The following is a 13,912-nucleotide window of genomic DNA, read 5'->3' as shown; positions in this document are numbered from 1 at the left end:
TTCCAGCTGGAGGAGAGTCCGTTGAGCAGAAACCTCGCACACGTGGCGGGTGTCGCGCTGGCTTCGGTGCTGCTGCTGGGTGGTTGTGCCGCGGGGACGCACCCGGGTGCGGCGGCCGTGGTGGGCGGGACCGAGATCACCGTCGGCGACGTCGACGACACCTCCCGCTCGGTGACCACCGCGCTCGGCCAGCCGTTCACGGCTTCGCTGGCGCTCAGCGAGCTGGTGAACAGCGCGCTGGTCCAGCAGGTCGCCGACCAGCGGGCGGTCACGGTCACCGACGCCGAGCTCGCGCCGGCGATGAAGGCGGTCGTGGGCGACCAGGCGGCGTACGACAAGTTCGTCTCCGACCCGGTGGCCGCGGAGTTCCTGCGCGGCGTCGCGAAGGCAGCGGTCGGCACGATCAAGCTCGGCGGCGGCACCGGGATCACCGACCCGAACGTGCAGCAGGCCCAGCAGGCCGGCCTGGTCGCGGTCAAGGACGCCTCGAAGAACATCGACGTCAGCGTCTCGCCGCGGTTCGGCAAGTGGACCGACGGCGCGATCGACGGCAAGGTGTCCGGCTCGCTGTCGGAGGAGTCCGCGCAGGCCAAGGCCAAGCGCGAGGCGGCCGAGCAGCAGCAACAACAGCAGCAGCAACCGCAGCAGCCAGAGCAGCCGCAGCAGCAGCCAGAGCAGCCGCAGCCAGAGCAGCCGCAGGGCTGACGTTTTGATCAAGGTCGTCCTGACCAGCCCGCGGGTCGCGCCGGGTCTGCTGACCCGCGCGGCCTGGCAGGCGTTCGAGCAGGCTGACGTGATCGGGGCCGCGGCCGGGGTCGAGAGCCCGTCGGTGCAGGCCGTGGTCGGGTCGGGGCTTGTCGTGACGTCGGTCGAGGGTGGCGCGGACGCGCAGTGGTCGTGGCTCGTGGCCGCCGCTGCCGAAGGCCGGGCTGTCGCCTGGCTGGTCGGCGAGGACGGTGAGCCGGCGTTGCTGCGGCTGGTCGCGGACCAGCTCGCGCGCGAGCCGCGTCCGGCGTACGAGGTGGAGATTTTGCACGGCTCGTACGACGTACCGGGGGCTCGGCTGATCGACCTGGTCCAGGTGATGGACCGGCTGCGCCGCAACTGCCCGTGGGACCAGGAGCAGACGCACGAGTCGCTGGCCAAGTACCTGCTCGAGGAGACCTACGAGACGCTCGAGGCGATCGACACCGGCGACTACGCGCACCTGCGGGAGGAGCTGGGGGACCTGCTGCTGCAGGTCGCCTTCCACGCGCGGATCGCCGAGGAGGCCGAGGACGGCTTCTCCGTCGACGACGTCGCGGGCGGCATCGTCGAGAAGCTGATCCGGCGGCACCCGCACGTGTTCGCGGGCGTCGCCGTCGACGGGGTCGCCGACGTCGAGGCGAACTGGGAGACCATCAAGGCCGCCGAGAAGCAGCGCTCCTCGGTGCTGGAGGGGATCCCGGTCGCGCTGCCGGCGCTGGCGCTGGCCGACAAGGTCGTGTCGCGGGCCTCCAAGGTGCTTCCTGCTGTGGAAACGCCGGTCATCGACGAGAGTGCGGTTGGTGGGGCGTTGCTCGACCTGGTCCGCCAGGCCCGTGCGGTCGGCGTCGACCCTGAGCAGGCCCTTCGCAACGCCGTACGGCAACTGGCCGACGACGTACGGGCCGCCGAGTAGTTACAGCGGCCCGTCGAGCAGCGCCCGGAGCGCGTCGCGGTGGGCGTTGTACGCCGTCTGACCCGCGCGGGTCATCTTGTACGTCGTGGTCGCGCCGCGGCCGCGCCCGTCCTTGGTCGAGCTGACGTAGCCGGCCGCCTCCAGCGCGGACATGTGCTTGGACAGGTCCGAGTCGCTGATCTCCAGGAAGTCCTTCAGGAACCGGAACGACGCCGTCGTCGCGTTCGCCAGCACGGCCATCGCAGCCAGCCGCTTCGGCGCGTGGATGATCGGGTCGAGCCCCTGGATCACGCCAGTCGCTCCCGCACCCGCGCCGCCGCCTTGGCGTACGTCCGCTCGTACAGGTACAGCCCGCTCGTCACCTGGACGAACGCCACGGCGGCCGCGACCGGAACGCCGACCAGCCACCACACGAGTCCGACCATGACGACGATCGCGGCCACCCCGGCGAAGTACTTCCGCCAGACCGCCCCGATCTCCACCGGCGGCCGCCCGCGCCCCGGGAACGGCATCGCGCCGTGCCGCCGCTGCATCCAGTTGATGAACCCGATCTCGGCCACGATCAGCACCGCCAGCGACAGGCAGAACAGCACCGCGTTCTCCCGCCACCAGGTGAACGTCCCGATCATCGCCGTCACCCACAGGCCGATCGCCGGCGCGTACCACCAGGGACTCTTCGGGTAGTTCACGTACGGCGCCGCCTCGGCCCGCTCGAGCTCCCGGAGCTGCTGCTGCGGATCACTTTCCATACCGGCAACCTTAGAGATCATTTTCCACTTTCGCAAGTAGAAAGTTCTCGTTGACGGCGTGTGTCAAAGCCCGTACGGGTCGGTGGTGCCGGTCACCCGGACGCCGGTGCGCCGGGAGATCAGTCTGGCGAGGTCCTGTACGTCGTCGTACGTGGTGTTGAACGTCCAGACCGCGTCGCTGCCGGTTGCCCGCGCCGTGAACGCCACGTCGTAGGCGAAGGCACTGCCCGCCGGAAGCGAGCCGACGGCGAACTGGGTCTTCTGCCCCTTGATCGACCGGACCTCCGGCCACGCCACGCTGATCAGCCGCCGGCCGGCGGCGTCGACGAACCCTCCCGAGAACAGGTAGAGCCCACCGCGCACGCGCTGAATCCAGACGTAACCCCAGGCGACGACGATCACCAGACCGAGCGCCACGACGGGGCGACCCCAGACCGTGTCCGACGAGTTGACCAGGAAGTTCGCGACGACGACAAGAATCACCAGGCACGCCAACGCCCCACCGAACCCGGGCCGGCGCTGCATCCGCCGCTCGAACTCACCGAGCTCGTCGCGGGCGGCACGCTCCAGAACGCGGGGCGGCGGCGCGTCGATCGGCTTACTCGTACCGGCCATCGAGTCAGCTTAGCGAAGCTAAGCCTGCCCCTGCTGGCCTGCGCACCGATCCGGCGCCCGCCGAAACCCACGTCCTGACGAGCCTCGAGCGTTTAGTCCGTGCCTTCGACGATGCGGAAGTCGCGCTCAACGCCGTCGGAGAGGGCGACCAGCGCCTTCTGGTAGGCCGCGCTCTCGTGCGCCGCGACGGCCTGCTCGAAGCTGTCGAACTCGACCAGGACGGTGCGCTCGGCGATTCCGGCGCCGTGCGCCACGACCCGACCGCCGCGGACGAGGGTCCGGCCGCCCCCGGCCTTGACGGCCTCAGCGGCCAGCTTGTTGTAAGCAGCCAGTTTCTCAGGGTCGGAAATGGTGCGGTACGCGCTGACCCAGTAGCCCTTGGGCATGGAAACCTCCAGTGTTGGATGGGTGTTCAGGTTGTGGCTGAGTGGAGAAGCTGACGCACAGCCGGGCGACCATCCTCGTCGAGACGGAGGACAAGGTGCCGGTTCCACTGTTCGTCGGTACGGGGGTGGTCGGAGCGCCAGTGGCACCCGCGGCTGTCCTCCCGGGTGACCGCTGCCGTGACGACCGTTCGCGCCACCGTCGCCAGGGGGCCGTCGCCCGCCGACTCGAGCTCGTCGAGGGCGGTCTGTAACCCGACGGCGTCGCGGCGGATGCCGGCGTGCTCAGTCAGGATCGCCCGGATCCTGTCCGGTTCGCGGTCCTCGCCCAAGGTCAGCCGACCGGGCTGTCCGTACGACGCCGTGGGCAGGTCGAGGGTCAGAGCCGTGGCGACGCGACGCCCGAAGACGAGCCCTTCGAGCAGGCTGTTGGACGCCAGTCTGTTGGCTCCGTGGACGCCACTGCCCGCGGCCTCGCCGACGGCGTAGAGCCCCGGCACATCGGTTGCGCCGTCGCGGTCCGTCCGGATTCCGCCGCACAGGAAGTGTTCGGCCGGGGCCACCGGGATCGGCTCGCTCAGCATGTCGACGCCGATTCGCCGGCAGGACGCCAGGACGGTCGGGAACCGCCGGCGGATGGTGTCTTCCGGGATCGACCGCGCGTCCAGCCACACGTGCTCGGACCCGTCGCGCCGCATCGTCGACTCGATGGCGCGCGCCACGATGTCCCGCGGCGCGAGGTCGGCCCGCGGGTGCACGCCGGTCATGATCCTGCGGCCGCGCAGGTCACGGAGTACGGCGCCCTCGCCGCGGACGGCCTCGGTGACCAAGGGGAGCTGGCCAGTGCTGTCGCCGGTGAACAGTGCGGTCGGATGGAACTGCACGAACTCCATGTCGACCAGCGACGCCCCGGCCTGCAGCGCCAAGGCGATGCCGTCGCCGCGGACGGTCGACGGGTTCGTGCTGGCCAGGTAGGCGTTGCCGATCCCGCCGGTGGCCAGTACGACGGCGCGAGCGTCGATCTGGCTGACGTCCGCGCCTTCCTCGAGGAGTACGCCGGCGATGTGCCCGGAGCCCGACTTGATCAGGCCGACGGCCCGTCCTGTCACCGTCCGGACGCCGGCGAGCCGCCCTGCCTGGTGGAGCGCGCGATGAACCTCGGCGCCGCTGGCATCGCCGCCGGCATGGACAACCCGGTGGCGGCCGTGGCCACCTTCGAGGGTCCTCGACAGTGAACCGTCCCCGTCACGGTCGAAACGAGCGCCCAGGGCGATCAGTTCGGCCAGCCGCTGTGGACCTTCCTCGACGAGCGCGCGAACAGTGCGCGGGTCGCAGAATCCCGCACCGGCGATCTCGGTGTCGTGGGCGTGGTCGAACGGGTCGTCGTCGCCGTACGCGGCGGCGATCCCGCCCTGCGCCCACGGCGTACTCCCGGAACCGGCGCTGACGAGGAGTACGTCCCGGGTCGCCGCGAGGCCCAGCGCGGCCGACAGGCCTGCCGCACCGCTGCCGATGACGACGACGTCGGCGGATCGTCTCACCGAGCACCACCGGGCTTGCCGATGGCAACCATCCGCTCGACCGACTGCCGGGCACGCTCGGCCACGTCCAACGGCACCTCCACCTCGTCGCGGCCCTCGCGAAGGCACCGCAGCAGCAGTTCGGGCGTGATCATCTTCATGAAGCGGCACGACGCCTTCGGGTTCACCGGCCGGAAAGTCGTCCGCTGGTTGACCTTGCGCAGCTGGTGGAGCATGCCGATCTCCGTCGCGACCAGCGCCGTCTTCGCCGTCATGTCGCGCGCGGCGCCGAGCATCCCGGAGGTGGACAGGATCCGGGTCCGGTCCGCGGGCAGGTCACCGACGCCGGCGAGCCAGACCGCCGAGGACGCGCAGCCGCACTCCGGATGCACCAGAACCTCCGCCTCCGGATCGGCCGCCACCTGGGCCCGCAGATCGGCCGCAGTGATGCCGGCGTGGACGTGGCACTCACCCATCCAGACGTGGATGTTGTCGCGCCCCGTCTGCCGTCGTACGTGGTTGCCGAGGAACTGGTCGGGCAGGAACAGGATCGGCTGGTCCGCCGGGATCGACTCCACCACGTCCACAGCGTTCGACGACGTGCAGCACACGTCGGCCTCCGCCTTGACCGCTGCGCTCGTGTTGACGTAGGCAACCACCGCGGCGCCGGGATGCTCGGCCTTCCAGCTCCGCAGCTGATCGGCGTCGATCGTGTCGGCCAGTGAGCACCCGGCCTGGGCCGTGGGGATCAGCACGGTCTTGTCCGGACTGAGGAGCTTCGCGGTCTCGGCCATGAAGTGCACGCCGCAGAAGACGATGGTCGACGCGTCGGTACTGGCGGCGAGCCGCGACAGCTCGAGCGAGTCGCCGACGTGATCGGCCACGTCCTGGATCGCGGGGTCCTGGTAGTTGTGGGCGAGGACGACCGCGTCCCGCTCGCGGGCCAGGCGTCGTACCTCTTCCGACCAGGTCGTGGCGGTGCTCTGGGCAACGGACATTGCCTGTTCCCTCCCTCGCATGGTTTTCGCCTTTAAGGCGATAACTAAGGTGACGGTACCATCGGCACCATGCCCGTCGCCAAGAAAAGTGATCCGGTCAACATCCCCAGTTATCCGCACGAGGTGCTGGCCGTGGTGCTTTCCGTCCGTGACGGCAACCTGTGCGTCCTGCTGTGGCGGCGCGGGCAGAGCCCGTTCAGGTATCGCTGGGCGCTGCCCGGGGGTGGCGTGCAGCCCACGGAGCGGCTCCGGGAGGCGATCACCGGTCACCTCGCGGCGAAGGTCGACGTGCGTGATGTCGCGCATCTGGAGCAGTTGGCCACCCACAGCGCGATCGATCGGGATCCGCGGGCGCGGGTCCTCGCGACCGCGTACCTCGGGCTCGTTCCGTCCGACGTGCAACCGAACCTGCCGGCCGACACGGCCTGGCACCCGGTGGACGAGTTGCCGCGGACGGCGTTCGACCACCACTACTTCATCGACGCGGCCGTGGGGCGGCTCCGGGCGAAGCTCTCGTACACGAACATCGGGTTCGCTCTGGCTCCGACCGAGTTCACCATCGCCGAGCTGCGCGACCTGTTCAGTGCCGCCCTGGGCTACGAGCTCGGCGCGACCAACCTGACCCGGGTCCTGACCCGGCGACAGGTCATCGGCCCGACCGAGCGGACCGCCCGGCCCGGACAGTCCGGTGGGCGTCCCGCCGCGGTCTACAAGTTCGTGGCGCGGGAGTTGACGGTGACCGACCCGTTCGCCGTACTGCGTCCACCGCGATGACCCGGCTCACGGCCGCACGGTCTGCTCCTGAAGCTCGAACGGACTGATCAGCAGGCTGGTGTCGAGCGCCGGTGCCGAGTGCGTCAGTGCGCCGACGGACAAGGCGTCGACTCCGCTGGCGGCGATGCCGGCGACAGTCTCGAGACTGATGGTGCCGGAGGCCTCGAGCCGGCAGCCGGATCCGGATGCGTCACGCTGCTCGACCACTGACCTGATGGCGTCGATGGACATGTTGTCGAGCATGATCCACTCGACCTGGCAGTCCAGTGCCTCGTAGGCCTCGGCCAGGGTGGTGACCTCGACCTCGACGGCCAGGTACCGGCGGGTCGCGGCCATGCCGTCGCGAACCCTTCGGACGGCCGAACGGACGCCACCGGCGGCAGCCAGGTGGTTCTCCTTCAGAAGCACCATTGCGGCCAGGTCGAGTCTGTGGTTGGTTCCGCCGCCGCAGGTCACCGCGTACTTGTCCAGGGCCCGGAGGCCGGGCGCTGTCTTGCGGGTGTCGAGAAGCTTCACCTCGTGCTGCCCGATGGCGGCCACGAACGCGGAGGTCAGCGTGGCGATGCCCGACATCCGCTGGACGAAGTTCAACGCCGCCCGCTCGCCGGTGATGATCGAGCGCGCCGGTCCACTGATCCAGGCGAGCGGCTGCCCGGCGCGCACCAGGTCGCCGTCGGCCACGGCCGGTCGCACCGCGACGGAAGGGTCGACCGCGTCGTACACGCCTACTACCAGCGGTAGGCCCGCCACCCGGCCCGCCTGCTTCGCGATCATCACTGCCTCGACGTCCAGCTGCTCAGGAACGCTCCACCGAGTGGTCACGTCGTCAGCCGCGTGATCCTCCGACAGCGCGGTACGGACGGCAGCTCGGATCGTGTCGGTAGCCAGTTGCATGAGTTCGTCTCCCTGCCTCACTCGTGGTGTTCGGGCGCAGCACCTCCACATTTTTGCCATCGGCAACTATGCGTCTCGAGGTGTTTTCGATCATCAGGCGATAACCGGGTGCCACGGTACCACCGCCGAGCCACGGCATCAGTCGGCAGGCTGTTGCCGGCTTCGGCTGCCGATGTCGAGAGGGCTGTCAGGCGCACCGTTGGCGAGTAGGTCCTGAAGTAGGCGACCGAGTCGTGGCGGGAAGACTGTCTCAGTTGTTTCGACCAGCTCCGCGGCGTGCCACCACCGGAAGCCCAAGATGCTGTCGGCTTCGTACTCGGACAGACTCGCCGGCTCGGGATCGAAGCGCTCAACTGCGTGCATCAGCCACTTCTCGTGCACGTCGATGACCCGGCCACTGAACTCGTAGGTGTGATCGCGTTGCCAGACGGGACGGCCGGGCGGCAGCCTGACCAGGCCGGTCTCTTCGAAGGCCTCACGAGCTGCGGCCTCCTGCAAGGTCTCCCCGAGCTCGATGCCCCCGCCCACGGGATACCAGCACTTCGCGTGCGTCTGAGGGTCTTGGGCGTGGAGGAGAAGAAGGCGTTCCTCTTCATCGAGCAGGAGCAGCTTCACTGCGAGTCTCACCACGGCTTCTCAGAGCTCCGACATCTGGCGTACCAGTTCTCTCGTCAGTCCTGGTCTGTCGGTGATTTCAAGGCGCTGCCAAGTGCTTCCGTGAGCGAGCGGCGAAGCCTGTCCTGCTCCGCCGGGGGGAGTGCTCGCAGCAGCGTTGTCTCCATCGCGCGGATGTCGTCCTGGGTGGCGCGGACCAGCGCGGAGCCGCTGTCGGTCAGGCTCACGACGCGGCGGCGGCGGTCGGCGGGGTCGACGTCACGAACGATCAGGCCGCGTTCGGCCAGTTCGTCGAGGTGGCGGATCAAGCGCGTCGGATCGCGCCGGCTCTTGCGTGCGAGTTCGTTCTGGCTCAGCCCCGGCTCGTCGGCGATCGAGACCAGGACCACGTACTCCCACATCGTCAGTTCGCGGGCGCTCAGGATCGGCGCCTCGCGCTCGACGATCACTTCCAGCAGTCGGCTGAGTACCGCGCCGAGATCACTCGTCAAGGGGCTCCCTTCCTATCCATCTACCGTGGTAGATTATCTACGTGGTCAGAGCAATCTGAACCTGCCGAACGGGACAACGCTCGTCAAAAGGAGTCGAACCATGGGAATCCAGCTCGGAATGATCGTCCTCTACGCTCGCGATCTGCAGAAATCGATCGAGTTCTACCGCCTCCTCGGGCTCGACGTGCCCGACCCGCATCCCCAGCGCCCGGTCTCGATCAACAAGTTGGACAACGGCGTCACGATGATCATCACCGTCGACGAAGTCGCGCTGCGTTTCGACTCACAGTGGACCCGCCCCGAGGGTGGATACCAGCAGGTCGTGGAGTTCTTCGTCGACGACGACGCGGCCGTCGACGCCGTGTGGAACACACTCACCTCCGCCGGCTACAGCGGACGTACGGCGCCGGGGCGCCTCCTCGGCCCCTACGCGACGATGATCGAGGACCCGGACGGCAACGTAGTGCTCATCACCAACGAACCCAGGACGAACGCCGACGCACCAGCACCGGCCTGAACGAGGGAGCCAGGGCACTGATGATCAGCACGACGATGAGGAACAAGCCGCCGTTGATGCGGAGCGTGCGGGGGAAGACGAAGGTGTGTTGCTGACGGGGCAGCGGAAGCTCGGGTGGGATCGTAGGAGGTGACGCGGTCCACCCTGTCGGCTGGTCTGACCGTTAGGCTCGCCTGTGATCCGTCATCCAAGAACCTGGGAGTAGATGTGGCCACCATCGAGGCCGTCGGCGCCCGCGAGATCCTCGACTCGCGCGGGAACCCCACTGTCGAGGTCGAGGTACTGCTCGACGACGACACCGTCGCCCGGGCCGCAGTCCCGTCCGGCGCGTCCACCGGCCAGTTCGAGGCCGTCGAGCTGCGCGACGGCGACAAGTCCCGGTACGGCGGTAAGGGCGTGCTGAAGGCCGTCACCGCCATCCTGGAGGACATCGACAAGGAGATCGTCGGGTACGACGTCCACGAGCAGCGCCTGATCGACCAGGCCCTGCTCGACCTGGACGGCACCCCGAACAAGGCCAAGCTCGGCGCGAACGCGATCCTCGGCGTCAGCCTGGCGGTCGCGAAGGCCGCGGCCGACTCGGCCGGCCTGCCGCTGTTCCGGTACGTCGGCGGCCCGAACGCGCACGTCCTGCCGGTCCCGATGATGAACATCCTGAACGGCGGTGCGCACGCCGACAGCAACGTCGACGTGCAGGAGTTCATGATCGCCCCGATCGGCGCGGCGACGTACGCCGAGGCACTGATGCAGGGCGCCGGCGTCTACCACGCGCTGAAGGCGGTCCTGAAGGAGCGCGGCCTGTCCACCGGCCTCGGCGACGAGGGCGGCTTCGCGCCGAACCTGGCCAGCAACCGTGAGGCGCTCGACCTGATCGCCGTCGCGGTGGAGAAGGCCGGCCTGAAGCTCGGCACCGACATCGCGCTGGCGATGGACGTCGCGGCGAGCGAGTTCCACACCGACGGCGTGTACGCCTTCGAGGGCGGCAAGAAGTCGGCCGACGAGATGATCGCGTACTACGCCGAACTGGTGGCGGCGTACCCGATCGTGTCGATCGAGGACCCGCTGAACGAGGAGGACTGGGAGGGCTGGAAGAACCTCAGCGCCCAGCTCGGTGACAAGACCCAGATTGTCGGCGACGACCTGTTCGTCACCAACGTCGAGCGGCTGCAGCGCGGCATCACCGAGAAGTCGGCGAACTCGCTGCTGGTCAAGGTCAACCAGATCGGCTCGCTCAGCGAGACCCTGGACGCCGTCGACCTGGCGCACCGCAACGGCTTCACCTGCATGATGTCGCACCGCTCCGGCGAGACCGAGGACACCACGATCGCCGACCTCGCCGTCGCGACCAACTGCGGCCAGATCAAGTCCGGCGCCCCGGCGCGCTCGGACCGGACCGCGAAGTACAACCAGCTGCTCCGGATCGAGGAGGAGCTGGACGACGCGGCCCGGTACGCCGGCCGCTCGGCCTTCCCGCGGTTCCAGGGCTGATCTGATGTCGTCCCGCCGGGATTCCGGTGCCCGACCCGGCTCGCGTCCGTCGAGCCGGACCCAGTCGCGGCCACCGGTCCGGCGGGACGGCACCCAGCCCAAACGCCGTACGGCGGGAGCGCCGCCCCCGCCGCCCAGGACGCGCGGTTCGCGCAACCTGACCGGCCGGGCGGCGGTCGTGCTGCTCGTGCTCGGCGCGCTGATCGTGTCGTACGCGCAGAGCCTGCGGGTCTGGTTCGACCAGCACCAGCAGATCACCGCGCTGCAGCAGGAGATCCACGACCGGGAGAAGCGCGTCGACCAGCTGAACGACGAGATCGCCCGGTGGGACGACGACGCGTACGTCCGGGCGCAGGCCCGGCAGCGGCTCGGCTGGGTCATGCCGGGTGAGGTGGGGTACAGGGTGATCGGCGCGGACGGCAAGCCGATCGGCGCTCCGCCGGAGCCGGCCGGTCCGGCCGACGCGGAGGCCGACGAGCAGAAGCCGACCTGGTACACCAAGCTCTGGGGGAGCGTCGAAGGCGCCGGCAAACCCGCCGTACCGCCCAAACCGCCGGCTGCGAAGCCGACCCCGAAGCCCGTCCTCACCCCGAAGGCCAATCGTTGAGCGTCACCCCCGAAGACACCGCCGCCGTCAGCGCCCAGCTGGGGCGTCAGGCGCGTGGCATCCGTTCCATCGCGCACCGCTGCTCGTGCGGTCTCCCTGACGTGGTCGAGACCGAGCCGCGACTGCCGGACGGTACGCCGTTCCCGACGACGTACTACGTGACGTGCCCGCGGCTCGCCTCGGCCATCGGCACGCTCGAGGCCGGCGGCATGATGAAGGAGATGACCGAGCGCCTGGGCACGGACGAGGAGCTGGCGGCGTCGTACCGGTCGGCTCACGAGTCGTACCTGGCCCACCGCGAGTCGATCGAGCACGTCGAAGAGATCGCCGGCATCAGCGCGGGCGGCATGCCGACGCGGGTCAAGTGCCTGCACGTACTGATCGGCCACTCGCTGGCCGCGGGGCCGGGCGTGAACCCGCTGGGCGACGAGGCGCTGAAGGCCCTGGAGGACTGGGGCCGTCGGGGTCCCTGTGTCTGACTGGCCGGAGTCGGCTGGGTCGGCTGAGGTTCCAGAGGCCAGGGAGTCGATCGAGACCCCCGAGCCGACCGAGACCCCGGACGACGGCCCGGAGCTCGCCGGGGGAGCGGCCGTCACGTCGTCGGCTGCCCCGCCGAGTGCGTCCGGCGCTCCGACCTCGCCGGTCCGCCCGGAGGACCTGTCCGGCCACCCTGACGTGATCGGCTCGGCCGAGAGCATGGGCCGGTCGTCGGAGGTGGACTTCCCGGCTCCGACCGCTGGCGCCGTACGGGTTGCCGCGATCGACTGCGGCACCAACTCGATCCGCCTGCTGATCGCGGATGTTGCCGACGGCAAGTTGACCGAGCTCGACCGGCGGATGACCGTCGTCCGGCTCGGCCAGGGCGTCGACTCCACCGGCGCCTTCGCGCCCGAGGCGCTCGAACGGGCCTTCGTGGCCTCCGACGAGTACGCGGCACTGGTACGACGAGCCGGCGCCGAGCGGATCCGTTTCGTCGCGACCTCGGCGGCGCGCGACGTGAGCAACCGCGACGAGTTCTTCGCCGGGATCCGGGAGCGCTTCGGCGTCGACCCCGACATCATCTCCGGCGACGAGGAGGCGGCGCTCAGCTTCCAGGGCGCGACCGCCGGGCTCGCCGACCTCGACGTACCGGGCCCGTACCTGGTCGCGGACATCGGCGGCGGCTCGACCGAGCTGGTCCTCGGTGACGAGACCGGCGTGATCGCCGCGCAGTCCCTCGACATGGGCTCGGTCCGGATGACCGAGCGCCACCTCCCGTCCGACCCGTCGTCGATCCCCGAGATGGCCGCCGCGACCAAGGACGTCGACGACCTGCTCGACACGACCACGGTTCCGTTGCACCAGGCCCGCACTCTGATCGGCGTCGCCGGGACCGTCACCACGGTCGCGGCCGTTGCGCTGAAGCTCACCGAGTACGACCCGGCGGTCATCCACCACGCCCGGATCGAAGGCCCGCTGCTGCTCGACACGACGTCGTGGCTGATGGGCTCGACGCGCGTCCAGCGCACGGTCGAGCCGGCCATCCACCCCGGCCGGGTGGACGTCATCGGCGCCGGCGCGCTGATCCTGCAACGCCTGTACGACCGCCTTACGCTGACCCGTGACGAGGTCGTCGTCTCCGAGCACGACATCCTCGACGGCGTCGCGCTGGCCCTCGGCCGCTGATGCTGGTCGCCGTCGTCGGTGCCGGCCGGATCGGCACCCCGCTGATCGAGCGATTGGTTGCCGCAGGCCACGAGGTGACGGCGTACGACGTACGGGCCGAACGACGTACTGCGGTTGAGGAAGCCGGTGCTCGCTGGTCGTCGGACCTCTCCGCGGCCGAGGTCGTCCTGACCGTCCTGCCGGGAACTCCTGAGCTGGAAGCCCTTGTCCACGGCCCGTTTCTCACCCAGCTGCACCCCGGCACGCTCTGGATCGACCTCACAAGTGCATCCCCTGAGCTGGGCAAAGCCGCAGCTCAAACCGCTGCAGCCGCAGGGATCCGCTACCTGGAATCCCCGCTGGGCGGCGGTGTCGAGGGCATGCGCTCAGGCACCCTCACCCTGTACGCCGGCGGCGCCCCCGAGGTCCTCGCGGCCGCCACCCCGATCCTGCGAACCTTCGCCATCACGATCCACCACACCGGCCCGCACGGCACCGGGTACCTCACGAAACTCCTCATCAACCTCCTGTGGTTCGGCCAAGCCGCTCTCACCACCGAGGCGCTCCTCTTGGCCCAGCACCACGGCCAGTCGCCGGCCGTTTTCGCCGAACTCCTCAAAGGCAGCGCAGGCGACAGCGCCTTCGCCGAGCGCCACCTTCCTGCCCTCCTGGCCGGCAACTACCTGCCCGACTTCGGCCTCGACCGTTGCGTCGAGGAGCTCGACTCGGTCGAACACAGCGCAGCCTTCGCCGACCTCCCGCACCCCATCACCACCGCGGTCGCGGACCTCCACCGAGCCGCCCTCCAGCACTACGGCCCGATCGACGGCGAACTACTAGGCCCCGCCTGGCTGGAAGTACAAGCCGGCACCCGCCTCCACGACCCGCGCTAGGCCTGCTCGGCCAAGACCTTGGTGACCTCGGCTCGCGGCCTCTCGCGAGCCCCCGGTGTTCAAC

At 69.6% G+C, this 13,912-nt stretch carries 18 protein-coding genes; 9 read left to right on the top strand and 9 right to left on the bottom strand.

What is annotated here, in order from left to right:
• Positions 1-21: 21 nt before the first annotated feature.
• Both ACLQ2O_RS22125 and ACLQ2O_RS22120 read left to right on the top strand, forming a co-directional pair.
• Entirely contained in the window at positions 22-705 is a 684-nt protein-coding gene (locus ACLQ2O_RS22125; RefSeq protein ID WP_425834326.1) for a hypothetical protein, read from the top strand.
• Positions 706-709: 4 nt separating this feature from the next.
• The gene (locus ACLQ2O_RS22120) at positions 710-1,660 is read left to right on the top strand and encodes a MazG family protein (RefSeq protein ID WP_425834324.1); all 951 of its coding nucleotides are present in this window, start codon (positions 710-712) and stop codon (positions 1,658-1,660) included.
• On the opposite strand, the gene ACLQ2O_RS22115 is transcribed toward ACLQ2O_RS22120, so the two are convergent.
• From ACLQ2O_RS22115 to nadA, 6 genes are all read right to left on the bottom strand, one after another.
• The gene (locus ACLQ2O_RS22115; RefSeq protein WP_425834322.1) at positions 1,661-1,951 is read right to left on the bottom strand and encodes a transcriptional regulator; all 291 of its coding nucleotides are present in this window, start codon (positions 1,949-1,951) and stop codon (positions 1,661-1,663) included.
• Positions 1,948-2,409, bottom strand: a complete 462-nt coding sequence (locus ACLQ2O_RS22110) for a hypothetical protein (RefSeq protein ID WP_425834320.1) — start codon at positions 2,407-2,409, stop codon at positions 1,948-1,950. Before ACLQ2O_RS22110 ends, ACLQ2O_RS22115 begins: the two co-directional genes overlap by 4 nt.
• Before the next feature lie 63 nt (positions 2,410-2,472).
• Positions 2,473-3,024: a hypothetical protein gene (locus ACLQ2O_RS22105; protein ID WP_425834318.1), complete on the bottom strand. Its 552-nt coding sequence runs from the start codon at positions 3,022-3,024 to the stop codon at positions 2,473-2,475.
• Positions 3,025-3,116: 92 nt separating this feature from the next.
• A complete protein-coding gene (locus ACLQ2O_RS22100; protein WP_425834316.1) occupies positions 3,117-3,410 on the bottom strand; it encodes a DUF1330 domain-containing protein in 294 nt (97 codons plus the stop codon).
• 26 nt (positions 3,411-3,436) lie between these two features.
• Entirely contained in the window at positions 3,437-4,948 is a 1,512-nt protein-coding gene (gene nadB / locus ACLQ2O_RS22095; RefSeq protein ID WP_425834314.1) for an L-aspartate oxidase, read from the bottom strand.
• A complete protein-coding gene (nadA, locus tag ACLQ2O_RS22090; protein WP_425834312.1) occupies positions 4,945-5,925 on the bottom strand; it encodes a quinolinate synthase NadA in 981 nt (326 codons plus the stop codon). The genes nadB and nadA overlap by 4 nt, the downstream gene beginning before the upstream one ends.
• A gap of 69 nt (positions 5,926-5,994) precedes the next feature.
• Between nadA and ACLQ2O_RS22085 the strand changes: the two genes are divergently transcribed.
• Complete coding sequence (locus ACLQ2O_RS22085) at positions 5,995-6,699, top strand: NUDIX hydrolase (RefSeq protein WP_425834310.1); 705 nt, start codon at positions 5,995-5,997, stop codon at positions 6,697-6,699.
• Between the two features lie 6 nt (positions 6,700-6,705).
• Here the strand turns inward: ACLQ2O_RS22085 and nadC are convergent, their stop codons facing one another.
• From nadC to ACLQ2O_RS22070, 3 genes are all read right to left on the bottom strand, one after another.
• Positions 6,706-7,593 (bottom strand): carboxylating nicotinate-nucleotide diphosphorylase, encoded by an 888-nt coding sequence (gene nadC, locus ACLQ2O_RS22080; protein WP_425834308.1) that lies wholly within the window; start codon positions 7,591-7,593, stop codon positions 6,706-6,708.
• Between the two features lie 138 nt (positions 7,594-7,731).
• The gene (locus ACLQ2O_RS22075) at positions 7,732-8,208 is read right to left on the bottom strand and encodes an NUDIX domain-containing protein (protein ID WP_425834306.1); all 477 of its coding nucleotides are present in this window, start codon (positions 8,206-8,208) and stop codon (positions 7,732-7,734) included.
• Positions 8,209-8,264: 56 nt separating this feature from the next.
• Positions 8,265-8,699 (bottom strand): MarR family winged helix-turn-helix transcriptional regulator, encoded by a 435-nt coding sequence (locus ACLQ2O_RS22070; RefSeq protein WP_425834304.1) that lies wholly within the window; start codon positions 8,697-8,699, stop codon positions 8,265-8,267.
• Positions 8,700-8,799: 100 nt separating this feature from the next.
• On the opposite strand from ACLQ2O_RS22070, the gene ACLQ2O_RS22065 reads away from it, so the two are divergent.
• The 6 genes from ACLQ2O_RS22065 (at position 8,800) to ACLQ2O_RS22040 (ending at position 13,848) form a co-directional block, all read left to right on the top strand.
• Positions 8,800-9,216 carry a VOC family protein gene (locus ACLQ2O_RS22065; RefSeq protein ID WP_425834302.1) on the top strand — a complete coding sequence of 139 codons (417 nt, stop codon included), beginning with the start codon at positions 8,800-8,802 and terminating at the stop codon, positions 9,214-9,216.
• A gap of 207 nt (positions 9,217-9,423) precedes the next feature.
• Positions 9,424-10,704, top strand: a complete 1,281-nt coding sequence (gene eno / locus ACLQ2O_RS22060; RefSeq protein ID WP_425834300.1) for a phosphopyruvate hydratase — start codon at positions 9,424-9,426, stop codon at positions 10,702-10,704.
• Positions 10,705-10,708: 4 nt separating this feature from the next.
• Positions 10,709-11,311, top strand: coding sequence for an FtsB family cell division protein (locus ACLQ2O_RS22055; protein ID WP_425834298.1), 603 nt, complete (start codon positions 10,709-10,711; stop codon positions 11,309-11,311).
• Positions 11,308-11,790, top strand: coding sequence for a DUF501 domain-containing protein (locus ACLQ2O_RS22050; RefSeq protein ID WP_425834296.1), 483 nt, complete (start codon positions 11,308-11,310; stop codon positions 11,788-11,790). Before ACLQ2O_RS22055 ends, ACLQ2O_RS22050 begins: the two co-directional genes overlap by 4 nt.
• A complete protein-coding gene (locus tag ACLQ2O_RS22045; protein WP_425834294.1) occupies positions 11,783-12,976 on the top strand; it encodes an exopolyphosphatase in 1,194 nt (397 codons plus the stop codon). The genes ACLQ2O_RS22050 and ACLQ2O_RS22045 overlap by 8 nt, the downstream gene beginning before the upstream one ends.
• Entirely contained in the window at positions 12,976-13,848 is an 873-nt protein-coding gene (locus tag ACLQ2O_RS22040) for an NAD(P)-dependent oxidoreductase (protein ID WP_425834292.1), read from the top strand. The genes ACLQ2O_RS22045 and ACLQ2O_RS22040 overlap by 1 nt, the downstream gene beginning before the upstream one ends.
• The last annotated feature ends 64 nt before the right edge of the window (positions 13,849-13,912 follow it).

It is taken from the genome of Kribbella sp. DT2 (assembly GCF_049844575.1).
Taxonomy (GTDB): Bacteria; Actinomycetota; Actinomycetes; order Propionibacteriales; family Kribbellaceae; genus Kribbella.
This window is presented reverse-complemented; position numbering and strand designations above follow the sequence as displayed.

Bases quoted from the DNA above. Each gene is read 5' to 3' on its own strand.
- ACLQ2O_RS22105 (WP_425834318.1), bottom strand. From the start codon at position 3,024: ATGGCCGGTACGAGTAAGCCGATCGACGCGCCGCCGCCCCGCGTTCTG.
- ACLQ2O_RS22065 (WP_425834302.1), top strand. From the start codon at position 8,800: ATGGGAATCCAGCTCGGAATGATCGTCCTCTACGCTCGCGATCTGCAG.
- ACLQ2O_RS22100 (WP_425834316.1), bottom strand. From the start codon at position 3,410: ATGCCCAAGGGCTACTGGGTCAGCGCGTACCGCACCATTTCCGACCCT.
- ACLQ2O_RS22085 (WP_425834310.1), top strand. From the start codon at position 5,995: ATGCCCGTCGCCAAGAAAAGTGATCCGGTCAACATCCCCAGTTATCCG.
- ACLQ2O_RS22110 (WP_425834320.1), bottom strand. From the start codon at position 2,409: ATGGAAAGTGATCCGCAGCAGCAGCTCCGGGAGCTCGAGCGGGCCGAG.
- nadC (WP_425834308.1), bottom strand. From the start codon at position 7,593: ATGCAACTGGCTACCGACACGATCCGAGCTGCCGTCCGTACCGCGCTG.
- ACLQ2O_RS22055 (WP_425834298.1), top strand. From the start codon at position 10,709: ATGTCGTCCCGCCGGGATTCCGGTGCCCGACCCGGCTCGCGTCCGTCG.
- ACLQ2O_RS22040 (WP_425834292.1), top strand. From the start codon at position 12,976: ATGCTGGTCGCCGTCGTCGGTGCCGGCCGGATCGGCACCCCGCTGATC.
- nadA (WP_425834312.1), bottom strand. From the start codon at position 5,925: ATGTCCGTTGCCCAGAGCACCGCCACGACCTGGTCGGAAGAGGTACGA.